Source organism: Ralstonia sp. Ralssp110 (genome assembly GCF_047325135.1).
GTDB lineage: Bacteria > Pseudomonadota > Gammaproteobacteria > Burkholderiales > Burkholderiaceae > Ralstonia > Ralstonia mojiangensis.
The window spans coordinates 2,540,448-2,559,482 of the sequence record NZ_CP168610.1 but is presented as its reverse complement, the minus strand read 5'-3'; the positions used below and the strand labels follow the sequence as shown (position 1 = coordinate 2,559,482).

Here is a 19,035-nt window from a genome sequence, read left to right as displayed (position 1 = left end):
TGACAGAACGCATCGCAGGTCAGCTAGTCCCAACAATGCAGGTTAAATCATAACTTTTAGATATGAAAACTCACTTCTTTATGATTGACTTGGAATAACGCGCTTCCTACAATCCAATCCGATCTGGTAATTGTTGCAATGCAACATGTATTCGGCTAATGCCTTCGCCTAACTCTTCGACGTATGAGGGGCGACACCAGAGCACATCAGCATCGCTGCGGGACGTGACCTCCCCAAGGACACGCCCCGCATTTCTCTGGGCACTAGGGGAGTGCCCCCAACAGATGCCGGCTGACTGCAACAGCGCGGCATCCTTACTAAAAACCGTTGCGATTCGAAACGCACGGCGCCAGGCAAAAGAAAGGCGTCTACCGGATCTGCGCAGCGGACGGAGGTAAGTATGAACGGTTGGAAAACCCTTCATTCTTCCGGGATCGGATCGGCGCTGCAACGCCGGCTCGTAGCCCCGGTTGGCCGCCGCCTCGCGCGTGCAGGTCAAGTTGCGCTGCCTCGTAAGCTGCGCATGGAGTTGAACGCAGGGGGCGCTGCCGCGTCCCGCAATGAGTTGCATCCTGGCGTACTGCTGGTTTTCCGCAGCGGGCATGTCGTGCTCAACAGCATCGGCTTGCTGGCTGTGGCCGCCGCAGTTGCACTCTCGCTCAACAGCGAGTGGCGTGCCACGGTCGCTCAACGCGTGCTGCATTTCACGCCGGGTGTCGACACCAGTGTCGCCTCGGCCAATCCGTCACCCGCGATTGCGGCGGGCGTCCAGCCGGTAGCTTTTGCGCCGACTGCGCCGTCTGCCGGTACGGGCGCCGCCCAGGCTGTGGCCCCGGCTACGGCCCAAGGCGGCACGGTCGCGGCTGCTGGTTGGGACACGCTATCCAAGGTGCCGTCCGTGGCCGAGTTGGCTGCGCAGATTCCGAACACGCAAGTCGTCCGCGACGCGCGTGAGTCGGCAACCACCGGTACCCCGCGAGAGCAGGCTGCCGTGGCGGAATACATCGCCCGCAAATACCGCGTGGCGGCCACTGCCACTGGCCAGTTGGTGAAGGCGGCCTACCAGACCGGCAAGGAAGTCGGCCTGGATCCACTGCTCATCCTGGGCGTGATGGCGATCGAGTCCAGCTTTAACCCGTTCGCCGAAAGCGGTATGGGTGCGCAGGGCCTGATGCAGGTCATGACCAAGGTCCACCAGGACAAGTACGAGGTGATGGGCGGTGTTGGTGCCGCGCTCAACCCGTACGCCAACATCAAGGTCGGTGCGCTCGTGCTGAAGGATTGCATCGCGCGCGCAGGTTCGATCGAAGGCGGCCTGAAGCTGTATGTCGGTGCGGTCACGCAAGGTGACGGCGGCTACGGCGGCAAGGTGCTGCAAGAGCGTTCGCGACTCCGCATGGTGGCGACGGGACATCGTTCGCCCATGACGGCGGCGTCGGAGCGCGAACCGGTGAAGCCGGTCGCGACGGCAACGCCTGTGACGCAGGCCGATGCGAAGACGCAAGCCGCCAAGCCGGCCGACAAACAACCGGCTGCGGGTCAGCAGGAAGAGGCACGGCTGGACGACAAGTCCCAAGGCCAGGCCTGATCGACTTGCTTCGCTGCGCTATATAAGAAAGGCCGTCCTTAGGGACGGCCTTTCTTGTCTGGGCGAGGCGTAAGGGGGCTTTACCGGCCGAACAGCTTGCCCAACCTTGTGACCGCTTCTTCCAGATGCGCCATCGATGTGGCGTACGACAGTCGGATGTAGTGCTGCGCCGTGTGCGGACCAAAATCCAGGCCAGGCACGAGCACCACGCCGGCGTCATGCAGCATCGACTGGGTGAGGGCGTCGGCATTGGCGGCGTGCGGGTGGTTTACGCCACGGCAATCGGCGTAAACATAGAACGCCCCATCCGGCTTGACCGGTACCTTGAAGCCGAGCGACTCCAGCGCCGGCACGATGAAATCGCGGCGGCGACGGAATTCGGCCTTGCGCTGTTCGTAGATCGCCAGCGCTTCCGGCTCAAAGCACGCGAGCGCCGCGTACTGCGCCACCGCTGACGCGCAGATGAACAGATTCTGCGCGACTTTCTCGAACTCGGGCACCAGTTCGGCGGGGGCCACTAGCCATCCGAGCCGCCAGCCGGTCATGTTGAAATACTTGGAAAAACTATTGATCGTGACGACATCATCGCCGAACGACAGTGCCGAGACCGGCGCCTGGTCGTACGACAGGCCTTGGTAGATCTCGTCAACGATCGAAAATCCGCCTCGCGCGCGTACCGTCTGCACGATGCGCTGCAGCTCATCCGGAAGGATCGACGTGCCCGTCGGGTTGGATGGGGAGGCCAGCAACACGCCCTGCGTGCGTTCCCCCCAGTGCGCTTCGACCTGGGCCGCCGTCAACTGGAAGCGTTCTTCCGGCCCCGACGGCACCAGCTTCGCCTCGCCATTGAAGGCAGCCACGAAGTGACGGTTGCACGGATAGCTCGGATCAGGCATCAGGACTTCGCCGCCAATCTCCACTAGCACCGCACACGCTAGCAGCAGCGCTGCCGACGCACCCGCCGTGACGATGATGCGCTCGGGCGCAATGTCGAGGCCGTAAGTGGTCTGGTAGTAGCGGGCGATGGCGTGGCGCAGTGGGCGGATACCCAAGGCGCCGGTGTACTGCGTGACGCCACGCCGCATGGCATCGGCGGCGGCCTGCACGACCGGTTCGGCGGCGGTGAAGTCGGGCTCGCCGATGCCCATGTGGATGATGCTGCGTCCCGCCAGTTCCAGCTCACGGGCCTGCTTGGCCAACTCCATCACGTGAAAGGCGCGGATATTGGCCAGCCGGGCGGCTGTCTGCAGGCGGTGGGCGTCCATCTTGAAGCGAAGTGAAAAGGTAAAGCGAAGAGCAGACGCCGAATCACCGGCGGGCAGCGACCTCGACTGCGCGCACTTGCGCAGCCAGCTTGTCCAGCACGCCGTTGACGTACTTGTAGCCTTCCACGCCGCCGAAGGTCTTGGTCAGTTCAACCGCCTCGTTGATCACGACCTTGTACGGGATGTCCACGCAGTGCACCAGCTCGTACGCGCCGACCAGCAGGGCGGCACGTTCGACCGGTGACAGTTCGGCAACCGGGCGATCCAGGTACGGCGTGAACGCCTCGGTCAGCGTGGATTCTTCGCGGATGGCGCCGTGCAGCAGCGCGTCGAAGTGCGCGCGGTCGGCCTTGTTGAAGCCTTGCGCGTCCTGCAGATGCGCTTCGACCACGCCCGGGTCGTTGCGATTGAGCAGCCATTGATACAGACCTTGCAGCGCCAGTTCGCGCGCACGGCGGCGCGCACTCTTAGCGGGCGCCTTGGTCTTGGCTTGGGAATTGTCTTGCGTCATGGGAAAAGCCTTTGCGCGAGGAAGCGCTTATTCATTCTCGCCGTCGTCGTCCTGGCCGTGATCCTGCAGACCGTCGAGGTCGTTGGTCAGGTTGGCCATTTCGACGGCGGTGCGGGCGCAGTCGCGACCCTTTTCGCGGGTGCGGGCGTGGGCCTGTGCGTCGGTGTCGGTGGTCAGGATGCCGTTGGCGATGGCGATGTTGAAGTCCAGGCCCACGCGCGTGATGCCGGCGCCCGATTCATTGGACACCAACTCGAAGTGGTACGTCTCACCGCGGATGACTGCGCCCAGCGCGATCAGCGCGTCGAACTGGCCCGATTCGGCCATCTTCTGCAGGGCCAGCGGGACTTCCAGCGCGCCCGGCACGGTCACCAGCAGCACGTCTTCGCCGGCCACGCCGAGTTGTTCGAGTTCAGCGACGCAGGCTTCGCGCAGCGCTTCGCACACGGGCTCGTTGAAACGCGCCTGGACGATGCCGATGCGCAGGCCTTCGCCGTTGAGATTGGTCGGGTAGAAGCCGTGGTCCATGGTGTATTCCGGTTGGGTGCCGGTGAGGCAAAGTCAAAAAAGAAAGCTGGGGCGGCAGCCTAGGCTGCCGGCGGAAAAAATCAATGTGTGGCAGCGGACGAAACGGAAGTGACGTCCGGTGCATCCGCCATCGATTGGTACGCCGTGACCTCCAGATCGTAGCCGACCATGCTGGGCAGCTTGAGCGGCGAGGCCAGCACACGCATCTTGCCGACGCCCACCTCCTTCAGGATCTGCGCGCCGATACCGTAGATGCGCGGATCGGGTTTGGTGCGCGGACGCTCATGCGGCGCGTCCAGCGCGGAGAACTGGGTGAAGAGCCGGTCAGCCGAATCGCCACAATTGAGCAGCACGACCACGCCGGTCGGGGCGGCTTGGACGGCGCGCAGGGCGGCGGGCACGCTCCACGAGTGTGTCGTGCGCTGGCACTCGAGCAGGTCGAGCACCGAGAGGGGCTCATGCACGCGCACCAGCGTCTCGGTGTCCGGCGTGGGCGTGCCCTTGACCAGCGCCAGATGGGCGCGGCCGGCTGCCCGATCGCGGAAGGCGACGGCGTGGAATGTGCCGAACTGCGTCTCCATCGTGCGCTCGCCGACGCGCTCGACGATGCTCTCGGTGCGGCTTCGGTATTGGATCATGTCGGCAATCGTGCCGATCTTCAAACCATGTTTCTTGGCGAACTCCACCAGGTCTGGCAAGCGCGCCATGGTGCCGTCGTCCTTCAGGATTTCGCAAATCACGGCGGCGGGGGTCAAGCCAGCCATCGCGGTCAGGTCGCAACCGGCTTCGGTGTGGCCGGCGCGCATCAGCACGCCGCCCTTCTGGGCTCGCAACGGGAAGATGTGGCCCGGATTCACCAAGTCAGAAGGTTTCGCGTTCTTGGCAGCGGCCACCTGAATGGTGCGTGCGCGGTCGGCGGCGGAAATACCGGTGGTTACGCCTTCAGCCGCTTCGATCGATACGGTGAAATTGGTGCCGAACTGCGTACCGTTGCGGCTGGCCATCATTGGCAGGTCGAGCTGGTCGCAATGCTCTTCGGTGAGCGTCAGGCACACCAGGCCGCGCGCGTGCGTGACCATGAAGTTGATGGCTTCCGGCGTGACGAAATCACTCGCCAGGATCAGGTCGCCTTCGTTCTCACGGTCTTCCTCGTCGACCAGGATGACCATCCGGCCGGCGCGGATTTCGGCAATGATTTCTTCGACTGTGGCGATCGACATGGCGTAGCAGGGGTGCGCGCCGCCGGCCAACTCCCGTAAATCCGTAATTTCGGGGGCCGTGCGACTGCGTAAATGGGAAGCCCGCTATTGTACGCCAAGGCGGCCCCAAGCCAGTGGGGCCAGCGGTTCAAACGGCTGCCAGAGGTTGGGTGCCCACGGGCAGGCCGCCGATGGCGGCGTGGGTCAGCATGCGTTCCACGTACCGGGCGATCAGGTCGATCTCCAGGTTGACTTGACTGCCGGCCTTTAAGTGCTTGAGCGTGGTGACCGCCACGGTGTGCGGGATCAAATTGATCGAGAACTCGCAGCCGTCGGCGTCGTCCCGGACGGTATTGACCGTGAGCGACACGCCGTTGACCACCACGGAGCCCTTGTAGGCGAGATATTTGCCCAGCTCCGCCGGCGCCCGCACACGCAGTTCGTGTGATTCGTTGACCGGCGCGAAATGCGTGACCGTGCCCAGACCGTCCACGTGGCCGGATACGAGGTGCCCGCCGATGTGATCGGCCAGGCGCAGGGCCTTCTCCAGATTCACCTCACCCGGGCGTTCCAGTCCGACCGTTTTGGACAGCGATTCGCGCGACACATCCACGTCGAAGCGGTTCTCGGTTTTGGCGACGACCGTCATGCACGCACCCTGGATAGCGATCGAATCGCCCAACGCCACGTCCGCGAGCGGCAGGCCGCCCGAGTCGATGGACAGGCGCACGCCTGCATCGGCGTTGTCGCCAAGCGGCGAGACGGTTTCAATGCGGCCAACTGCGGCGACGATTCCGGTGAACATAAGCAATCAATCCGTGGGGTTGCGGCGCGCGAGGATGCGGAGGTCGCCCCCGATGCGCGAGATGTCGTGAAAGAAGAATTCGGCCGCGCCTTCCAGCGTCTGCAGCGGCCCCATATTGAACATGCCCTGGCCCGCGCCGAGCACCTTGGGCGCCAGATAGACGAGGATCTCGTCCACCAGCCCTTCGCGTAGCAGCGAGCCGTTGAGCTTGAAGCCGGCCTCGACGTGCAGCTCGTTGATTTCGCGGCGGCCCAGCTCGCGCAGGACCGCGGCCAGGTCGACCTTTCCAGCGGCGTTGGGCAGGAGGATGACCTCCGCGCCGCGCTCGCTCAACGCACGCATGCGGCCGGCTTCGGGCTGGGCGGCAAAAATCAGCGTCGGCTCGTGGTGGCCATCTGCGGTGAGGATGTGCGCGTCGAGCGGCACGTCCAGCGCCGAGTCGATCAGCACACGCCGCGGCTGGCGCGGGGTATTGACGGCGCGCACGGTCAGTCGCGGATTGTCTTCGCGGACCGTGCCAATGCCGGTGAGGATGGCGCAGGCGCGTGCGCGCCAGCGGTGGCCGTCGTTGCGTGCTTCGGTTTCGGTAATCCACTGGCTGATGCCGTTGTCCAGCGCGGTGCGGCCGTCCAGCGATGCACCGACCTTCACGCGCACCCACGGCGTGCCGCGCGTCATGCGCGAAACGAAACCGATGTTCAGCTCGCGCGCCTCGCGTTCCAGAAGACCGCAACGCACGTCGACGCCGGCGTCTCGCAGCTTCTGCAAGCCACGACCGGAAACCGCGGGGTTCGGGTCTTCCATGGCCGCGACTACGCGCGCAATACCGGCTTCGACCAGTCGGTCTGCACAGGGTGGGGTGCGGCCAAAGTGGCTGCAAGGCTCCAACGTCACATAGGCGGTGGCGCCACGCACGTCCTGGCCGCGCGACTGTGCATCCTTGATGGCCTGGATTTCAGCGTGGTCTTGGCCGGCGGGTTGCGTATGACCTTCGCCGATGACGGTGTCGTCACGCACGATCACGCATCCGACGCGCGGGTTGGGCGTGGTGGTGAACAAGCCCTTCTCGGCCAGCGCCAGGGCGCGCTGCATCATGGCGTGGTCGAAGTCGGAGAACATGGGTTTGAAGCGAGAATGAAAAATGGATTATGGGGATGGATACTCTAACTAACAGTCGCCGTTCGAATTTGGCGTGCAGACGCGGGCGCGGCCAGCGGCACTGATGACCACGTTACGTCTATGCCGGCCACTGGAAATTGTTACCGTGGCGCCGGATATCCGTGAGTATCCCATAGGCTCGTAGGAAAGCGCGTCGGGCGGCCGGTTCGAATAGAGCCGCACGATGGGCGCCGTCGGCAGTGGCTCGGACAACAAGGTTCTTGCATCCGATGCAGAATCAACGCCGGCCCCCTGGGGGAACTCGAGCAGCCGCCAGCCGCTGGCCCAACCACGGGAGGCGTCGCGCGGGGTGAGCAGCGTTCGAACCCGCCGATGCTGTGCCGTCTTCTGAGCCAAGGACAGCGCGCTGGCCAAGCGATCGGCTTGCAGGATGACCGTCTCGCGCTGCCAGGAATCGATAACGGGCAGCACTGCCGCTGTGGCAAGTATCCCTACGATCGCCGTCACGATGATCAATTCGATGAGCGTCACGCCGGCTTGCGCTGGCCGTCGTTTCGATTCGTTTATGGCCAACATGCGGAATTTTCGGGCCAGCGCTCGCCCGTGCTGCGCAGGACCAACATGCCGCAGGCAGAATCTTCGCGCTCTGGAATTGCAATGACTTGGATGCATTGGGCTGGCGGCAACTCCGTGCCCACGCCGGAGCAAGGCTGGCTGCGGATACTGTACCCATCGACATACAGCTTGGGGCTGGGCATCGACATACCGTCGTCATACCTTCCTGTGCGCGCATGGCGTACTTCCAACTGCGCTAGAGCGGCGACCAACGCGGCGCCGCCTGCGGCACGACGCGTTCGCTCCCAGTACGTCGTCCATGCCGACTGCGCAGCAAACGCCAGCACACCGCCAACGACTAGCACGACCATCAACTCGATGAGCGTGAATCCACGTCGTGGTCGCATTAGCGCGTACTCGTTTCAGTCATCTCTCGCCAGCTCAATCGCCCGAGTTGACGTGTGTAGCGACGGGTTTCGAGTTGACGAATGCGCCCGCTTTCAACATGCCACAGCGTTGTATTCACGCTTTGCGTGGGTTTACCGCCAGCGGTGGCGCCCAACACGTCCGTTTGCACGGTGATGAGCGGCGCGCTGGCGAGTATGTGGCCGGTGGGGCTGTCCTTGTGGGGAGGCAGTCCGGTCAGTGTGTCGAGCAAGTAGGCACGGTCACGCCCTGCAATATCCCGCGTGGTGAGCAGGAGGCTATGCGAGCCAGCCGCGCTGAGGTCGTCCGGCAACTGCCCGCCGGGCAAGTCGATGTGCCAGCCGTTCTGCGGGCTGTGCGCATGGGGTTCGATGACGACACCATCAGCGACGTCCGTAGCGCCCAGGCCCGTCAAACTGTCACGCGAAAGGCGACGTGAACCACCGTCTGCCACCCCATATAGGGTGGCATTGCCGTCATCATCAACGGCAGTGAAGACCAGTAGCGGACCGCCGGCCGTTGCGGCAAGCAGAATCGGCGCGAGAATCCGCTGAATCGATCCGGAACGCGATGTGGCCGTAAAAAACGGAAGACGGCGATCAGCCTCGTTATTGCCCAGCGCGTTCGACCACGGCGGAGCGCCTGTCAGATCAAAGCGCCAGATTTGGCCTTGAGCGTCGCCAGCGTAGGCCACCGTGGCAGTGCCTTTCAGCCCGAGGGCTACGGCGGCCGGCCCCAGGCCGCCACGACTGGCGTCCGTCGGTATCGTGATCGCATAGGCTGTGCGGCCCGGCTGCCAAGAGGCGGTATGTTGTTGTTCGAGTGACAGCAACAGCAGTTTGCTTACGGCGTCCGCTTTGCATCGGCCGTTGCCGCTGATGGCAAACCAGCGCGGTGTGGGATCGCCGCCATTGGGCACGGCCACCACGGGTACAGGGCCCTCCATCGCGCCAACATCGTGATCGTCATTGCTGTCGTACGCCAGCATAGCTGGCGGTGGGAAAGTCGAGAGCGGCTCTGTGACATCGACGAGGAAGAGGCCCGGCGCCATCGTTCCGTTGGTGCATGCGAGTATCGAACGCCATTGCGTACCCGTCCATGCGTCGGCAGCGAAGGGGCGTGCGCAGACGGGGCGCGGCACAGACTGTCCCGGCGAAGCGTTCTTGGCCGCCGTTGCCAGAACGGCGTCAGGCATCACTGCGAAGCGTTCCACCCCGGTGAGGGCATCAAAGCCGTGAAGCATGCCGTCGTTGGCACCGATGTAGACCATCCAAGGCCGCCGCGCATGTTGTTCGCGAAAACTGATATGGCTCGGATCGAGTACAAAGCCGGGAGGGCCAAGCAGTTGCACGCGCGCGCCGCGCATGGCACCAAGCAGTCCCGAGCGTGGCCGCAGGGCCGACGTGCCTTGTTCATGTCGTCGGATGCCCCGAAGATAGTTGATGCGCTCTGCTCCGAATTCGTCTGTCGCATTGATCGTTGCTTGCTGCGTGGGCGAGAGGGTTTCCCACCGCAGGATGGCCGGCGCGTGCTGTGCGGAACCGCGGTCGCGGAACGTCCAGAGATGCCGCGTATCCGCTGGCATTGCGTTGAGCATCGCGCCGGCTTCCCAAAGATCGGTCGGCGCAGGCGCATCGAGTGTCCCCAAGGTAGGCAGAAAGTGGAGGGCCCGCAGTCGACCGGCCCATGCGTCGTCGCCACGTGCAACGATGACGTGTGTCGGCAGGTGTCCAGCAGGGTGATCGCTAGCTGCTGCAGCCATGGACGCCTTCAGGGTAGCCATCAGCAAGATGGTGGCAAGCCTCGACATCAAGGCTCGGTCCCCCGAGGTCGATAGACCGTTTGCAGCTTTACATAGACGGCTTCATCGGCTCCGAAACCTACTGCGGTGATGCGGAAGAGCACGGGTATTCGCGACGCGTTGGCGTGAACCCATTGCCCAGATAGAGCATCGCGGATCGGCTCTATGACATAGCGCGCACGATGTGCTGGCTGACGCCACGGGCTGTCGGTGGGCAGAAGCGATATCGCATTGCGTTCGTTCAGCGTCAATTCCGAAAGCGTCTCGACGGACTCGCCGTCCTGTGGCCAGCACAGGCCGCGATTTGCCGAATTTTTTCCGCATTGGTGTCGAGCAAAGCCGGCCAAGGTGACGGGATCGAGGGCTGCAATTCGTGCGGCGTCCAACTCGGCCTGGCACCCTTCGCGGCCGGGTGTGTCTGTAGCGATTGCGATCTCGCATTCGGCTGCCGCCAACGCGGCTTCGGCTTCGTGCATCGCGAGCGCGCGATCGGCCGACAGTGCGGCACGACGATTGTGGTCCAGGACCAGATGCAACGCGCCCACCATGAGTAACCCTATGATGATCAGCGCGCCGGTCACCGCAATCATTGAGAAGCCGCTTGTTCGTGCACAGCGGCTTAGCATGCATCCACCTCGCAGCGCAGCGGGTTACGCACAGCATAGGTCGCCACGAAATGGGCACGATTGCGGCGCGGGTCGGCCGGTCGGAATTGGAGGTCTTCAGCGAGTGCATCTGACGCCGTGGTCAGTTCGGGGAATAGGGAGATCGCGTCCGTGGTGGGCGTCTTAACGGCGAAGTGATCGCCCTGCACAACGATTCCCACGTGAATGAGCCGTACGCGAAACCAATCCTCGTCTTGCATCGACCGCGCCGACTTAACGGTGCTTGGCGACGTCGAGTCCGAACCAATTGTGTAGAGCAACTGGAGGGTCTCGATACCGCGGACGACGGCATCGGACGAGCCGTCGTCCGGAGCGTCGACATTTCGTTGGAACGCACGACACACGAGTTGCGGCACGTTGGCGGCGCCGCTATACGTGATATAGAGCATGAGACCGCCCAAACGTGGGTCGCCTTGGGTTGTTTGCCGCTCTGGCACGCCATACCCGAGGCAGTCGCGCATAGCGCCGTCGCCAATTACACCTCGGCCAGAAAAGCGCACGAGCAGGGCATCACTTGCTCCTTCACCACGGCGGTCGCAGTTGAATGCGGGAGTCATGTGTGGTCTGCCGCAGTTGTCTTTGCCGAGCAGCGATGAAGGTGCGTTCGCGCTTGGCCAGCGTCGGACAGATGACACGATTGGTGTATCGGTGATCCAGCCTGCCTGGCGTATCACCTTGCCAATGAATTCGATTGCCTCCATGCCGCGATCCTGGATCATGGCATCGTCGGCCATCCGCCAGTAGTGGGCTCGTGCGATCAGGGTCAGTTGCAGCGCGATACCCAACACCATCAATGCGATGGTCATGCCAACCAGCAGTTCGACCAGCGACACGCCGCGCGCCGGCCGGGCGAGTGCGCGAGGCATCTCAGCGGGCTTCCGTTCGTTTGAGTTGAGCGCGTGTGTCTACGCCAAGTTGATTCGCGGCGTGACTGGTGGCTTGCAGATTATCGAACCCGCGGAACATGGCGGCCGCGCCCAGCGACAGGATGGCCAGGGCGATGAGCGATTCGATCAGGATAGCGCCGTGCTGGCGCCGCGCGGTGCGGGGGACGTGATGGTGGTACTCAGGCATGGTCGGTAAAGGCGCATTGGGCGCCACAAGAACCGACCTACCTTATGAGATATGCGGGTGTTTGACTGTTACGTTTGGTGGCAATCGCTACTGTGTTGCCGTCGGAACGCAGGTGCTATCAACCGCGGGGTCACAGGTTCGAGCGCGACCCAGTGCATTGATGATGACGCCGCGTGAAGGGGGTTTGCCGTCGACAAACTTCACTATAAACGTTGCGTTAACCTGTGCGACTTTGCCGGTAGTTACGGTGTAGCCGACAGGTGAGTAAGTCAGCGAGGTCTGGCTGGAGGTCGAACTCGCGATGTTAGCGGTGCTCTTGAACGCCACAGTCATGGTAGTGGGCATTGCGTCGTACTGGCCAAGCAATTTGTCTGCGGTGGCGCTATATGTGCCGCTTGGGCTTTGCCCCTCTGAGAAGACGCGCACGCCGCTGTTCCAGTTTGTGCCATCTACCGGAGCGATAGTGACGTAACTGTTTGTGGCGATCGCGATGGAGCGCGCCTGACCGATCGCAGAAGTGATCGAATCGACGGCGGTAATGACGCGCTGCTTGCGCATGAAGTCATTCAGGCTGGGGCCGGCCAGCATGAGGATGACGGCCGCCACCGTGATGGTGGCCATCAGCTCCAATAGCGTGAAGCCTCCGGGCCGGATAACCGGTAAAGGTCTGGAAGGCGTGCGCATGCCGGTCACCAGCAGCCCTGCGTGGACGCATAGGCCCCGCTTGTCACCATGTTGAACTTCTCACCTGTACTGCGGTAGATAAGCGAACCGCAAGTGGTATCGGTTTTGCCAGCGACAGGCGTGGCGGTCAGCTCAACACACTGATCTGCTTGGGCGCCGACTGGACTACCGGTGCAGAGCGCCGCGCCGATTGTGTAGTTTGAACTGCTCGGCGAGTCGCCAGAATAAGTATTGAACCCCGTCCATGCTGTTGTGCCGCCCGGCGCCGATGCATAGCTGTTGACCTGCGCGAAATGGCGTTCGAACAATTGCATGGTGGACAGGAGCGCCGCCTTCGCCTCCGCTCGGCGCCCTTTCTGAACGAACTGGGTATAGCTGGGGTATCCAATGATGGCCAGGATGCCGACGATAGCTACCACGATCATCAGTTCGACGAGCGTGAAGCCTCGCTGGCGAGAGAGGGCGGAGCGTTGGACCTGCATGTTGGCGCCTTCCATTAGTTCAGCGTGAAGTTGCGGACTTCACGCCAGCCGGCACGGCCTCGTCGCTGCGTAATCTGCGTGACCGAACCGCCCGATCCTCCAGAGCCATTCGAGTTGCCCACGGTCAGACCCTGCGTGCCCGGTGAGAGCACGATCTTCGTCTTAGTTTCAACCGTGCCACCCACCGAGTCGCGCGAAGCGTTGGCGATGGAGATGACGATCAGCGACGGCGCACCGAGCAGCCCAGTGGATGACTGGTAGCCCGTGGTCGTGCCGCCCAGCGGCATGCCGGTCAGCACGTTCAGCGCATAGCTGCGGCTGCTGCCATTGTTACCGCAAGCATCGCCACCGGTGAGTGAGTTGAAGTAGACCACCCCGTCGGAAGCCACCGCCGCTGTGACCTGCTTTTCCGTGTTGTCAGGGAAGTCGAGCACCCAGCCAGGCTTACGGGGGCTGGCGTAGCCTACCCCGGCCGCACCTGTTGCGTAGGCTATGTTGTATGACTTGCCATCCGACGAGGCCGTCGCCGTCAGCTTGTTGAGCTTGCTGCGGTCCGTGATGTAGTTGGTGCTACCACCGTCGTCATAGATGCCGTAGAAGCTGTTGTACTGCGTCGGCGTTCCGGTATCGGACGTTTCGTAGTACTTGCCGGTGCCGAACAGGATCATGTAACCGCCCGGCGCATAGACGATCTGGGGTGCCATGGTGATCGGCTGGTTCCGGCCGGGCGTGCTGTAGTTGTCGGTTGCGGCAAACAGCGGCTTCTTTGTCGTGCCACCTCCGTAGGCGGGCAGGGCGGTGGAGGTCTCGTTCCAGGTCGTGCTGTCGCCGGACAGCACAAACTTCCACAGGTTGCCTTGCAGGTCGCCTGCGTAGGCCGCCATGGCACGCCCATTGACGGCCGGCACGATGGCTGGCGTGGAAAGACCGTTGGCCGTGGTGTATGGCGGCGTACCACCCGGAATCGGGGTGACGATCTTGAAGTAGTTGGTGTTGCGCTGCCAGGGAGTGCCTGCCGGCTTGTCCAGCGACAGCAGAAACAGAGCCGCCGGCGCATTGGCGTTGTAGCTGCCATCGACCGCGTTGGAGTTCAGGCCGTTACCGACCATCACGAACCACTTGTAGATCGGCACATTTGGAGTCTTCGACGTGTCCGTGCCAGTCTGCAGCTTGACGATGAGCGGAGTGCCCATCACGTTGCCCATGTCGGCGTCGTCCTTGTCGGTGAACTCCCACAGCACGTTGGAGGCAGTGAAAGAGCCTCCCTTAGAGCCCGTCGGGTCGGTCACGTCGAGTGCGTACACGCCTTGAGCCCCGCCGCCGAAACCGCCCGTCAGAACTGTTCGCCAGTTGCCGTTGACTTGCGCTTCGGCAGCGACAGGTGTGGCATCCACGAAAAGCCGGTGGGCGTAAGCGGTGGACGTCAACTGATTCAGGCCCGAGAAGACTGCGTTCGGTACGTAGCCAAAGACTTCCGCGCCGGTGTTCGCGTTGAAGCCGTGCACCATGCCATCGTTGGCACCCACGTAGATCATTGGCGTACGGCCGTTGTACGTGCCGGTGAACGTCGTGTATCCCGTATCCGTGATCGCGCCAGATGGGTCGCTCACATAGGTCGGCGCAGAGCCGATGATGTCGCCCAGGATGCTGTTGCGCGCGCGGAAGATACCGCTCGAGTTGACCGAGCTGTTTTCCTTGCTTTGGTCGCCCAGCAAGTAGTTGAGTCGATTTTGCCCGTTGCCATCGTTGGTGCCGCTGCTAGGGCTCGTGTTGAGCAACGTTTGCTGACTTTGCGAGATGTTCGCCCAGGCGAAGGTCACGCCCTTTCCGGTGTCCGAGTTCGTGGTGAATACTGAGCGGCCGGTGTATTTGGTACCCGACGTACCGCCGTATGCCGTGGTCAGCAAGGCGCCAGCTTCCCACGCGGCCTGTGAGCTGACCTGCACGTTGGTGCCGTTCAGCGTGAGCTGATACGCCGCAAGGCGGCCGTTCCACTTTTGGTCGAAGCCAGGGGCGTACACATAGGTATTGTTTCCGGAGCCGCCGGTGATGCGCGCACTCGACAGGGCAACGCCCGACAGCGTCCCGGCGTACGAAACGATTTGCGCGAAGATGTTCTTGATGGCGGCGATCATCGTGGCGGGCTGGCCACCCAGGAACCAGTTGTACGGAATGTTCGAGCCAGTCGGAGCCGCTTCCCATTCGGTGTTGTTGTTGACCACCGTGATGCCGTCCGGACCAAACGTCTTGAACGGATTGCCGTCGTTGTTGTTGTCCTGGAAACCGCCGTACTTGGCCGCAAGAAAGAATTGGCTCTGGCGTTGCGTTGCTCCCACCGTACCGTTGCCGTTTTCGTTGACGTCGATCACGAACGTCGTGACGCGGGCCGTCGGCATGTCGGGGCGGAAGCCATAGGTGTGCGCCCAGTAGGCGACGCCCGCGAGGTAATACGAAGCCCAATGCGACGTCGCGTGATTGATATCGCCGAGGTTGGTAAACGACGAGCTGAGTGGGTTGCTGTTGCCCGCGGCCGGCGTATTGGTTTCCATTGCGCCAACCTTGTTGGTCCAGGCGCGAACGTCAAAGTTGTCGTAGGAACTGACCGCACGAGCAGGGTCGCCCTGGCCGGTGACTTGGTTGCCGGGGATGTAGTGATCCTCGTGGGTGTTGATATCTCCGATCAGGAATGCGTAGTTGCGTTGGCAACCGCTCAACATCGGATCGGTGTCCCAGGTGCTGTAGACCGGGAAGTTGTCCGAATACGTCGAGTTGGGCAAGCCTGCGACCGCTTCCGGCGTGGGGCCTTGCTTGAATTGCAAGTAACGGATGCTCTCGTAGAACATTTCGCTCACCGGGTCAAACGTCTTGTAGTTGCCGGTGGGGTTGTCGGTCGGGCCACCCAGATAGCCCATTGGCTGACCGGAGAGCTGGGCGCTGGTGCGGCCGAACTTGTTCAGGTAATTGATGACGCCGCTGGTGCCTTCGGCCGCATTGAGGGGGTTGGCCGCGAAGATGCCCGTTACTGGGTCGAACTCCGGCGCAGGGTTGGTAATCGCATTCAGGCTGGTGTCGACAGCGGTTGACCCGACGTACTTCATTGGCGCCCGCAACACGCCGCCGTAGCGTTCGTCCTGATCCAGCGTTGTATCGTTCGTGCTGTCGTTCAGATATCCAAAGGCAGCAAAGCGCATGCGATCGGCATTGAGCTGCATCTGGCCGACCGGCTTGTAGTTGCCGTTGTAATTCAGACAGAGATCGGTGCGTGTTGAGCCTTCGTTGCTGTCGCAGACCTGTACTTGAGCGCGGAATGAGCGGCGCTCTATCAGGTTGCCCTTGCGGTCGTACTGGTCGCCGTAGCCTCCGGGGTTGCTGCAACTCGTGCTGCTGTAGTCCTGATCCGCAAAGAAAATGTGGTTGCCGCACGAGACGATGTACAGCGTCGAATAGCTGAATGGCGTGACCTTGTTCGGCGCACTCACGTTGCCCGAGCCGTTGATGCTCTTGACCGGAAAGTACGAGCCGCTGCGGAAGAAGTCCGAGCGCAGCACGGCACGCTGTAGCACGGTCTGAGTCGACGTATCGATGACGCGATCACCGCCCGTCAGCGCCATGCGGAACTCGTCGATGGCCGAAGAGGCGGCCCAGTTCATGAAGTTGCCCGAGAAATTTCCCGAACACTCGAATGACGAGTTGGCCGCACCGGAGATCACGAAGTAGCCGTTCGTGGCATCGTAGTTGTAGCACTTCGTAGCATTGAAATAACCCAGGTATGTCTGGGTCTTGTCGTAGGCGCCACGATACGCTGCGCCCGTCGTCGGAAATTCCACCGACAGCGAGAGCATCAGGTTCGGGTGCACGTTTTGGCTGCGCCCGTACAGCGGGACAGTGGAGATCGCCACGGTCGGCACGCTGTTGGCCGCGCCCATGACCGAAACCCAGCCCATTGCAAAAACGGCCAGCAAGCCGCGGATGATTTTCATGGTGGTCAGCCCCCCGAAAAGGCTTTGTTTTTTTGCCATGTTTGTCGTATCGCCCTGTGCTGGTCAGCCCGGTGCATCGGTCTTGCGATAGACCGACTGGAGCATGACCTGTGCCCCGAGATTGGGCCCCCAACCGACTGCTGTGATGCGATAGAGGAAAGTGGCCGGCCCCTGCACATTCCCGCCGATTGTTCGGTCCGGCAGGATCTCAATGATGTAGCGCGGTTTTTGTGCGGGCAGCAGGCCCGTACCCGTGGGGAAGGTCCGGCCGGTGAAGTCGCCGAACCCCACGGTCTGCGGCGTGCCTGATGCACTCCAGCTCACCGTATTCCAGACACCGGTGGCGCCATCAGGGGCCGGTTGGCACAGTCCCTGATAGGGCGTGGCCGTGCCGGGGCCGCCGGTGTTGCAACCGCTGCCAGGAAAGCCAGTGGCTTTGGTCGGATCGAAGATTGCCGATCGCGTGTTGGTGGCCGTACCGTTGCCGGCCGATGCATTCTGGATGTCGTATTCAGCGTCGCGCAAGGCCGCCTCGGCCGCCTGGAAAGCGATGTCTGTGTCGCGCTGGTTTCGACTCATCCGCTTGGAGTCGATAGCCAGCCGCGCGCCGCCGATTGCCAAAAGGGTGATGACGAGCAGCATCACCAGTGCAGTGATCAACGCGAAGCCCGTCGAACGCCCTCGAGCGCGAGTGGAGATCATCAGCATGACGGATCCCCCGAGAAGCAGGTCATGTAGTTGCGCGTTTGAACCGTGGCGGTAAAGAGCCGGCGCGCCATCTGCGTGTTTGCCGTGGCTTGGTAGGTGCCGTCGCCGTAGGTGTATTGCTTTCCGAATAAGGTGAACTTCTGTGCGCCGCTGCCAACGTCTGCACTGGCGTTGTCGGCACGTACTACGAGCGCCACCTTGACGGCGTAGACGTTCTGCCAGTCAGTCGTCGACATGTCGGTGGCGCGTTTGAACACATCGGGCACGGCGTCGCCGTCCACCGATACGCCATACAGAAATTGCAGCGACTCCACGCCTGGCACCAGTTGCTGGGTGGCGAACGTGGCCGTAGCGGCGCCTGTGCTGTCGCGCTGTCGGAACTTGCAGGCAAGGTACGGACCAGTGCTGTCCGTCTGAACGAAGAATATCGACAGGCCGCGCTGGCTCGCTGCTAGGTCAATGCTGGTGGGGGAGGCGACGCCTTGGCCGGAGCAGTCGACCATCGAGTTATCCGGCACTGTTGGATTCGCAGCGGTGCCGGAGCCGAAAAAGCGCACCTCCAGGGCATCGTTGTTCTTGTCCACCATGGTGTTCTTGCACGAGGCCGTTACCGTCTGCGAAAGCGATTCCACATCGCCTGGGTTATCGCAACCGTCCACCCCGCTAATCATGGGCGGGTCGCTTTGAGCGAGCTGGATCATTCCACCGCCCGACGTATTCGGCGGCGAAAACGCCGTTTGCCGAAGGGCTCGCGTGATGACGCCGAGGGCGAATTGTCCGCGCTCCTCTAGGTTCGAGCTGTCGTCGATGGTCGTGTAGGTCGAGCGCGTCATCAGATAGAACGACACGGTCGCCACCAGCACCAGCAGCGAGATCACCAGGGCGACCATCAACTCGATCAGCGAGAAGCCGCGTGCATGAGCGATCGAGCGAAAGGGAGGGCGATGCATCACTGGCCTCCCGTATCCACGACGACGACCATCTGCGGATTTGGCGCCACCGAGCTGGCCGCATCTGCCGCGTTCGCCGCTGCGGCGCTGGCTGACAAGTCCTTGTTGGAGAAGCGCGAGACCCAGCCCATCTTGATCACGACCGGCGACGTGGCTGCTTTATCGCAGTTCCATCCGCTGAAACCGCCGGTAGTGGAGTAGGTCACGGTGTCACGGCAAACGACTGCGCGGCCGCCCGGCAGGGCGCCCTGAACAGCGCTTGCCCACTCGATGATGTCGAATTGCGCGGCGGCGGCGGCGCATACGGCGCTGCCAGAAGTGCATCCACAGTTGGTCGCGCCGGTCGCGCAACTCTGCGCGTAAAAATTGATGGCCGGCGTTCCGCTGGCGCCTTGGGTATCGATGAAGTAGGGCGAACTGGCTGTGCTCAACGTGCCCGAATTGGCCCGCATCCGATCCGCCATATTCGACGCCAATTGCAGGGCCAGCGTGTCATACGCCCCCTGCTGCGTAAACCGATACGACTTGATTAAAAGATTGGCGACACTCAGCACGCCGACGGCCAAAATCAGCACGGCGATCAATGCTTCGAGCATGGTGAAGCCAAGCGCTTTCCCCGGCAAAGCGTGGCGCATGGTGACTCCCGCAAATTGTTCCGACCAACTATTTTTTTAATGCTTCTTTCGTCACTTATC

19 protein-coding genes are annotated in these 19,035 nt (G+C 62.5%); 1 reads left to right on the top strand and 18 read right to left on the bottom strand.

What is annotated here, in order from left to right; genetic code table 11:
* The first annotated feature begins 400 nt into the window (after positions 1 to 400).
* A complete protein-coding gene (locus ACEN9T_RS20920) occupies positions 401 to 1,588 on the top strand; it encodes a transglycosylase SLT domain-containing protein (protein ID WP_413706942.1) in 1,188 nt (395 codons plus the stop codon).
* Between the two features lie 80 nt (positions 1,589 to 1,668).
* On the opposite strand, the gene ACEN9T_RS20915 is transcribed toward ACEN9T_RS20920, so the two are convergent.
* From ACEN9T_RS20915 to pilV, 18 genes are all read right to left on the bottom strand, one after another.
* Entirely contained in the window at positions 1,669 to 2,853 is a 1,185-nt protein-coding gene (locus ACEN9T_RS20915; protein ID WP_413706941.1) for a pyridoxal phosphate-dependent aminotransferase, read from the bottom strand.
* Positions 2,854 to 2,896: 43 nt separating this feature from the next.
* Complete coding sequence (gene nusB / locus ACEN9T_RS20910) at positions 2,897 to 3,364, bottom strand: transcription antitermination factor NusB (protein WP_092971782.1); 468 nt, start codon at positions 3,362 to 3,364, stop codon at positions 2,897 to 2,899.
* A 27-nt stretch (positions 3,365 to 3,391) separates the two neighbouring features.
* The gene (gene ribH / locus ACEN9T_RS20905) at positions 3,392 to 3,892 is read right to left on the bottom strand and encodes a 6,7-dimethyl-8-ribityllumazine synthase (protein WP_004629552.1); all 501 of its coding nucleotides are present in this window, start codon (positions 3,890 to 3,892) and stop codon (positions 3,392 to 3,394) included.
* An 80-nt stretch (positions 3,893 to 3,972) separates the two neighbouring features.
* The gene (gene ribBA / locus ACEN9T_RS20900; RefSeq protein ID WP_413706940.1) at positions 3,973 to 5,112 is read right to left on the bottom strand and encodes a bifunctional 3,4-dihydroxy-2-butanone-4-phosphate synthase/GTP cyclohydrolase II; all 1,140 of its coding nucleotides are present in this window, start codon (positions 5,110 to 5,112) and stop codon (positions 3,973 to 3,975) included.
* Positions 5,113 to 5,239: 127 nt separating this feature from the next.
* Positions 5,240 to 5,896, bottom strand: a complete 657-nt coding sequence (locus ACEN9T_RS20895; RefSeq protein WP_092971781.1) for a riboflavin synthase — start codon at positions 5,894 to 5,896, stop codon at positions 5,240 to 5,242.
* Between the two features lie 6 nt (positions 5,897 to 5,902).
* Positions 5,903 to 7,015: a bifunctional diaminohydroxyphosphoribosylaminopyrimidine deaminase/5-amino-6-(5-phosphoribosylamino)uracil reductase RibD gene (ribD, locus tag ACEN9T_RS20890; protein WP_092971780.1), complete on the bottom strand. Its 1,113-nt coding sequence runs from the start codon at positions 7,013 to 7,015 to the stop codon at positions 5,903 to 5,905.
* Between the two features lie 48 nt (positions 7,016 to 7,063).
* Positions 7,064 to 7,546, bottom strand: coding sequence for a GspH/FimT family pseudopilin (locus tag ACEN9T_RS20885; RefSeq protein WP_413706939.1), 483 nt, complete (start codon positions 7,544 to 7,546; stop codon positions 7,064 to 7,066).
* A 32-nt stretch (positions 7,547 to 7,578) separates the two neighbouring features.
* Entirely contained in the window at positions 7,579 to 7,977 is a 399-nt protein-coding gene (locus tag ACEN9T_RS20880; RefSeq protein WP_413706938.1) for a type IV pilin protein, read from the bottom strand.
* Positions 7,977 to 9,347, bottom strand: a complete 1,371-nt coding sequence (locus ACEN9T_RS20875; RefSeq protein ID WP_413706937.1) for a PilC/PilY family type IV pilus protein — start codon at positions 9,345 to 9,347, stop codon at positions 7,977 to 7,979. Before ACEN9T_RS20875 ends, ACEN9T_RS20880 begins: the two co-directional genes overlap by 1 nt.
* A 458-nt stretch (positions 9,348 to 9,805) precedes the next feature.
* Complete coding sequence (locus ACEN9T_RS20870) at positions 9,806 to 10,387, bottom strand: pilus assembly protein (protein WP_413706936.1); 582 nt, start codon at positions 10,385 to 10,387, stop codon at positions 9,806 to 9,808.
* Positions 10,388 to 10,416: 29 nt separating this feature from the next.
* Complete coding sequence (locus ACEN9T_RS20865) at positions 10,417 to 11,295, bottom strand: PilW family protein (RefSeq protein ID WP_413706935.1); 879 nt, start codon at positions 11,293 to 11,295, stop codon at positions 10,417 to 10,419.
* Between the two features lie 34 nt (positions 11,296 to 11,329).
* Positions 11,330 to 11,536 (bottom strand): type IV pilus modification PilV family protein, encoded by a 207-nt coding sequence (locus ACEN9T_RS20860; RefSeq protein WP_413706934.1) that lies wholly within the window; start codon positions 11,534 to 11,536, stop codon positions 11,330 to 11,332.
* A gap of 87 nt (positions 11,537 to 11,623) precedes the next feature.
* Positions 11,624 to 12,220, bottom strand: coding sequence for a Tfp pilus assembly protein FimT/FimU (locus ACEN9T_RS20855; RefSeq protein WP_413706933.1), 597 nt, complete (start codon positions 12,218 to 12,220; stop codon positions 11,624 to 11,626).
* A 5-nt stretch (positions 12,221 to 12,225) separates the two neighbouring features.
* A complete protein-coding gene (locus tag ACEN9T_RS20850) occupies positions 12,226 to 12,702 on the bottom strand; it encodes a type IV pilin protein (RefSeq protein ID WP_413706932.1) in 477 nt (158 codons plus the stop codon).
* 14 nt (positions 12,703 to 12,716) lie between these two features.
* Positions 12,717 to 16,682, bottom strand: coding sequence for a pilus assembly protein (locus ACEN9T_RS20845; RefSeq protein ID WP_413706931.1), 3,966 nt, complete (start codon positions 16,680 to 16,682; stop codon positions 12,717 to 12,719).
* Between the two features lie 63 nt (positions 16,683 to 16,745).
* Positions 16,746 to 17,390, bottom strand: coding sequence for a PilX N-terminal domain-containing pilus assembly protein (locus ACEN9T_RS20840; protein ID WP_413706930.1), 645 nt, complete (start codon positions 17,388 to 17,390; stop codon positions 16,746 to 16,748).
* Positions 17,384 to 18,340, bottom strand: coding sequence for a PilW family protein (locus ACEN9T_RS20835; RefSeq protein ID WP_413706929.1), 957 nt, complete (start codon positions 18,338 to 18,340; stop codon positions 17,384 to 17,386). Before ACEN9T_RS20835 ends, ACEN9T_RS20840 begins: the two co-directional genes overlap by 7 nt.
* Complete coding sequence (pilV, locus tag ACEN9T_RS20830) at positions 18,340 to 18,975, bottom strand: type IV pilus modification protein PilV (RefSeq protein ID WP_413706928.1); 636 nt, start codon at positions 18,973 to 18,975, stop codon at positions 18,340 to 18,342. The genes ACEN9T_RS20835 and pilV overlap by 1 nt, the downstream gene beginning before the upstream one ends.
* Between the last annotated feature and the right edge of the window lie 60 nt (positions 18,976 to 19,035).

What these genes read in the sequence shown, in the direction of transcription:
- ACEN9T_RS20920 (WP_413706942.1), top strand. Translation starts at nt 401, where the DNA reads ATGAACGGTTGGAAAACCCTTCATTCTTCCGGGATCGGATCGGCGCTG.
- ACEN9T_RS20915 (WP_413706941.1), bottom strand. Translation starts at nt 2,853, where the DNA reads ATGGACGCCCACCGCCTGCAGACAGCCGCCCGGCTGGCCAATATCCGC.
- nusB (WP_092971782.1), bottom strand. Translation starts at nt 3,364, where the DNA reads ATGACGCAAGACAATTCCCAAGCCAAGACCAAGGCGCCCGCTAAGAGT.
- ribH (WP_004629552.1), bottom strand. Translation starts at nt 3,892, where the DNA reads ATGGACCACGGCTTCTACCCGACCAATCTCAACGGCGAAGGCCTGCGC.
- ribBA (WP_413706940.1), bottom strand. Translation starts at nt 5,112, where the DNA reads ATGTCGATCGCCACAGTCGAAGAAATCATTGCCGAAATCCGCGCCGGC.
- ACEN9T_RS20895 (WP_092971781.1), bottom strand. Translation starts at nt 5,896, where the DNA reads ATGTTCACCGGAATCGTCGCCGCAGTTGGCCGCATTGAAACCGTCTCG.
- ribD (WP_092971780.1), bottom strand. Translation starts at nt 7,015, where the DNA reads ATGTTCTCCGACTTCGACCACGCCATGATGCAGCGCGCCCTGGCGCTG.
- ACEN9T_RS20880 (WP_413706938.1), bottom strand. Translation starts at nt 7,977, where the DNA reads ATGCGACCACGACGTGGATTCACGCTCATCGAGTTGATGGTCGTGCTA.
- ACEN9T_RS20870 (WP_413706936.1), bottom strand. Translation starts at nt 10,387, where the DNA reads ATGATTGCGGTGACCGGCGCGCTGATCATCATAGGGTTACTCATGGTG.
- ACEN9T_RS20860 (WP_413706934.1), bottom strand. Translation starts at nt 11,536, where the DNA reads ATGCCTGAGTACCACCATCACGTCCCCCGCACCGCGCGGCGCCAGCAC.
- ACEN9T_RS20855 (WP_413706933.1), bottom strand. Translation starts at nt 12,220, where the DNA reads ATGCGCACGCCTTCCAGACCTTTACCGGTTATCCGGCCCGGAGGCTTC.
- ACEN9T_RS20850 (WP_413706932.1), bottom strand. Translation starts at nt 12,702, where the DNA reads ATGCAGGTCCAACGCTCCGCCCTCTCTCGCCAGCGAGGCTTCACGCTC.
- ACEN9T_RS20845 (WP_413706931.1), bottom strand. Translation starts at nt 16,682, where the DNA reads ATGAAAATCATCCGCGGCTTGCTGGCCGTTTTTGCAATGGGCTGGGTT.
- ACEN9T_RS20840 (WP_413706930.1), bottom strand. Translation starts at nt 17,390, where the DNA reads ATGCTGATGATCTCCACTCGCGCTCGAGGGCGTTCGACGGGCTTCGCG.
- ACEN9T_RS20835 (WP_413706929.1), bottom strand. Translation starts at nt 18,340, where the DNA reads ATGCATCGCCCTCCCTTTCGCTCGATCGCTCATGCACGCGGCTTCTCG.
- pilV (WP_413706928.1), bottom strand. Translation starts at nt 18,975, where the DNA reads ATGCGCCACGCTTTGCCGGGGAAAGCGCTTGGCTTCACCATGCTCGAA.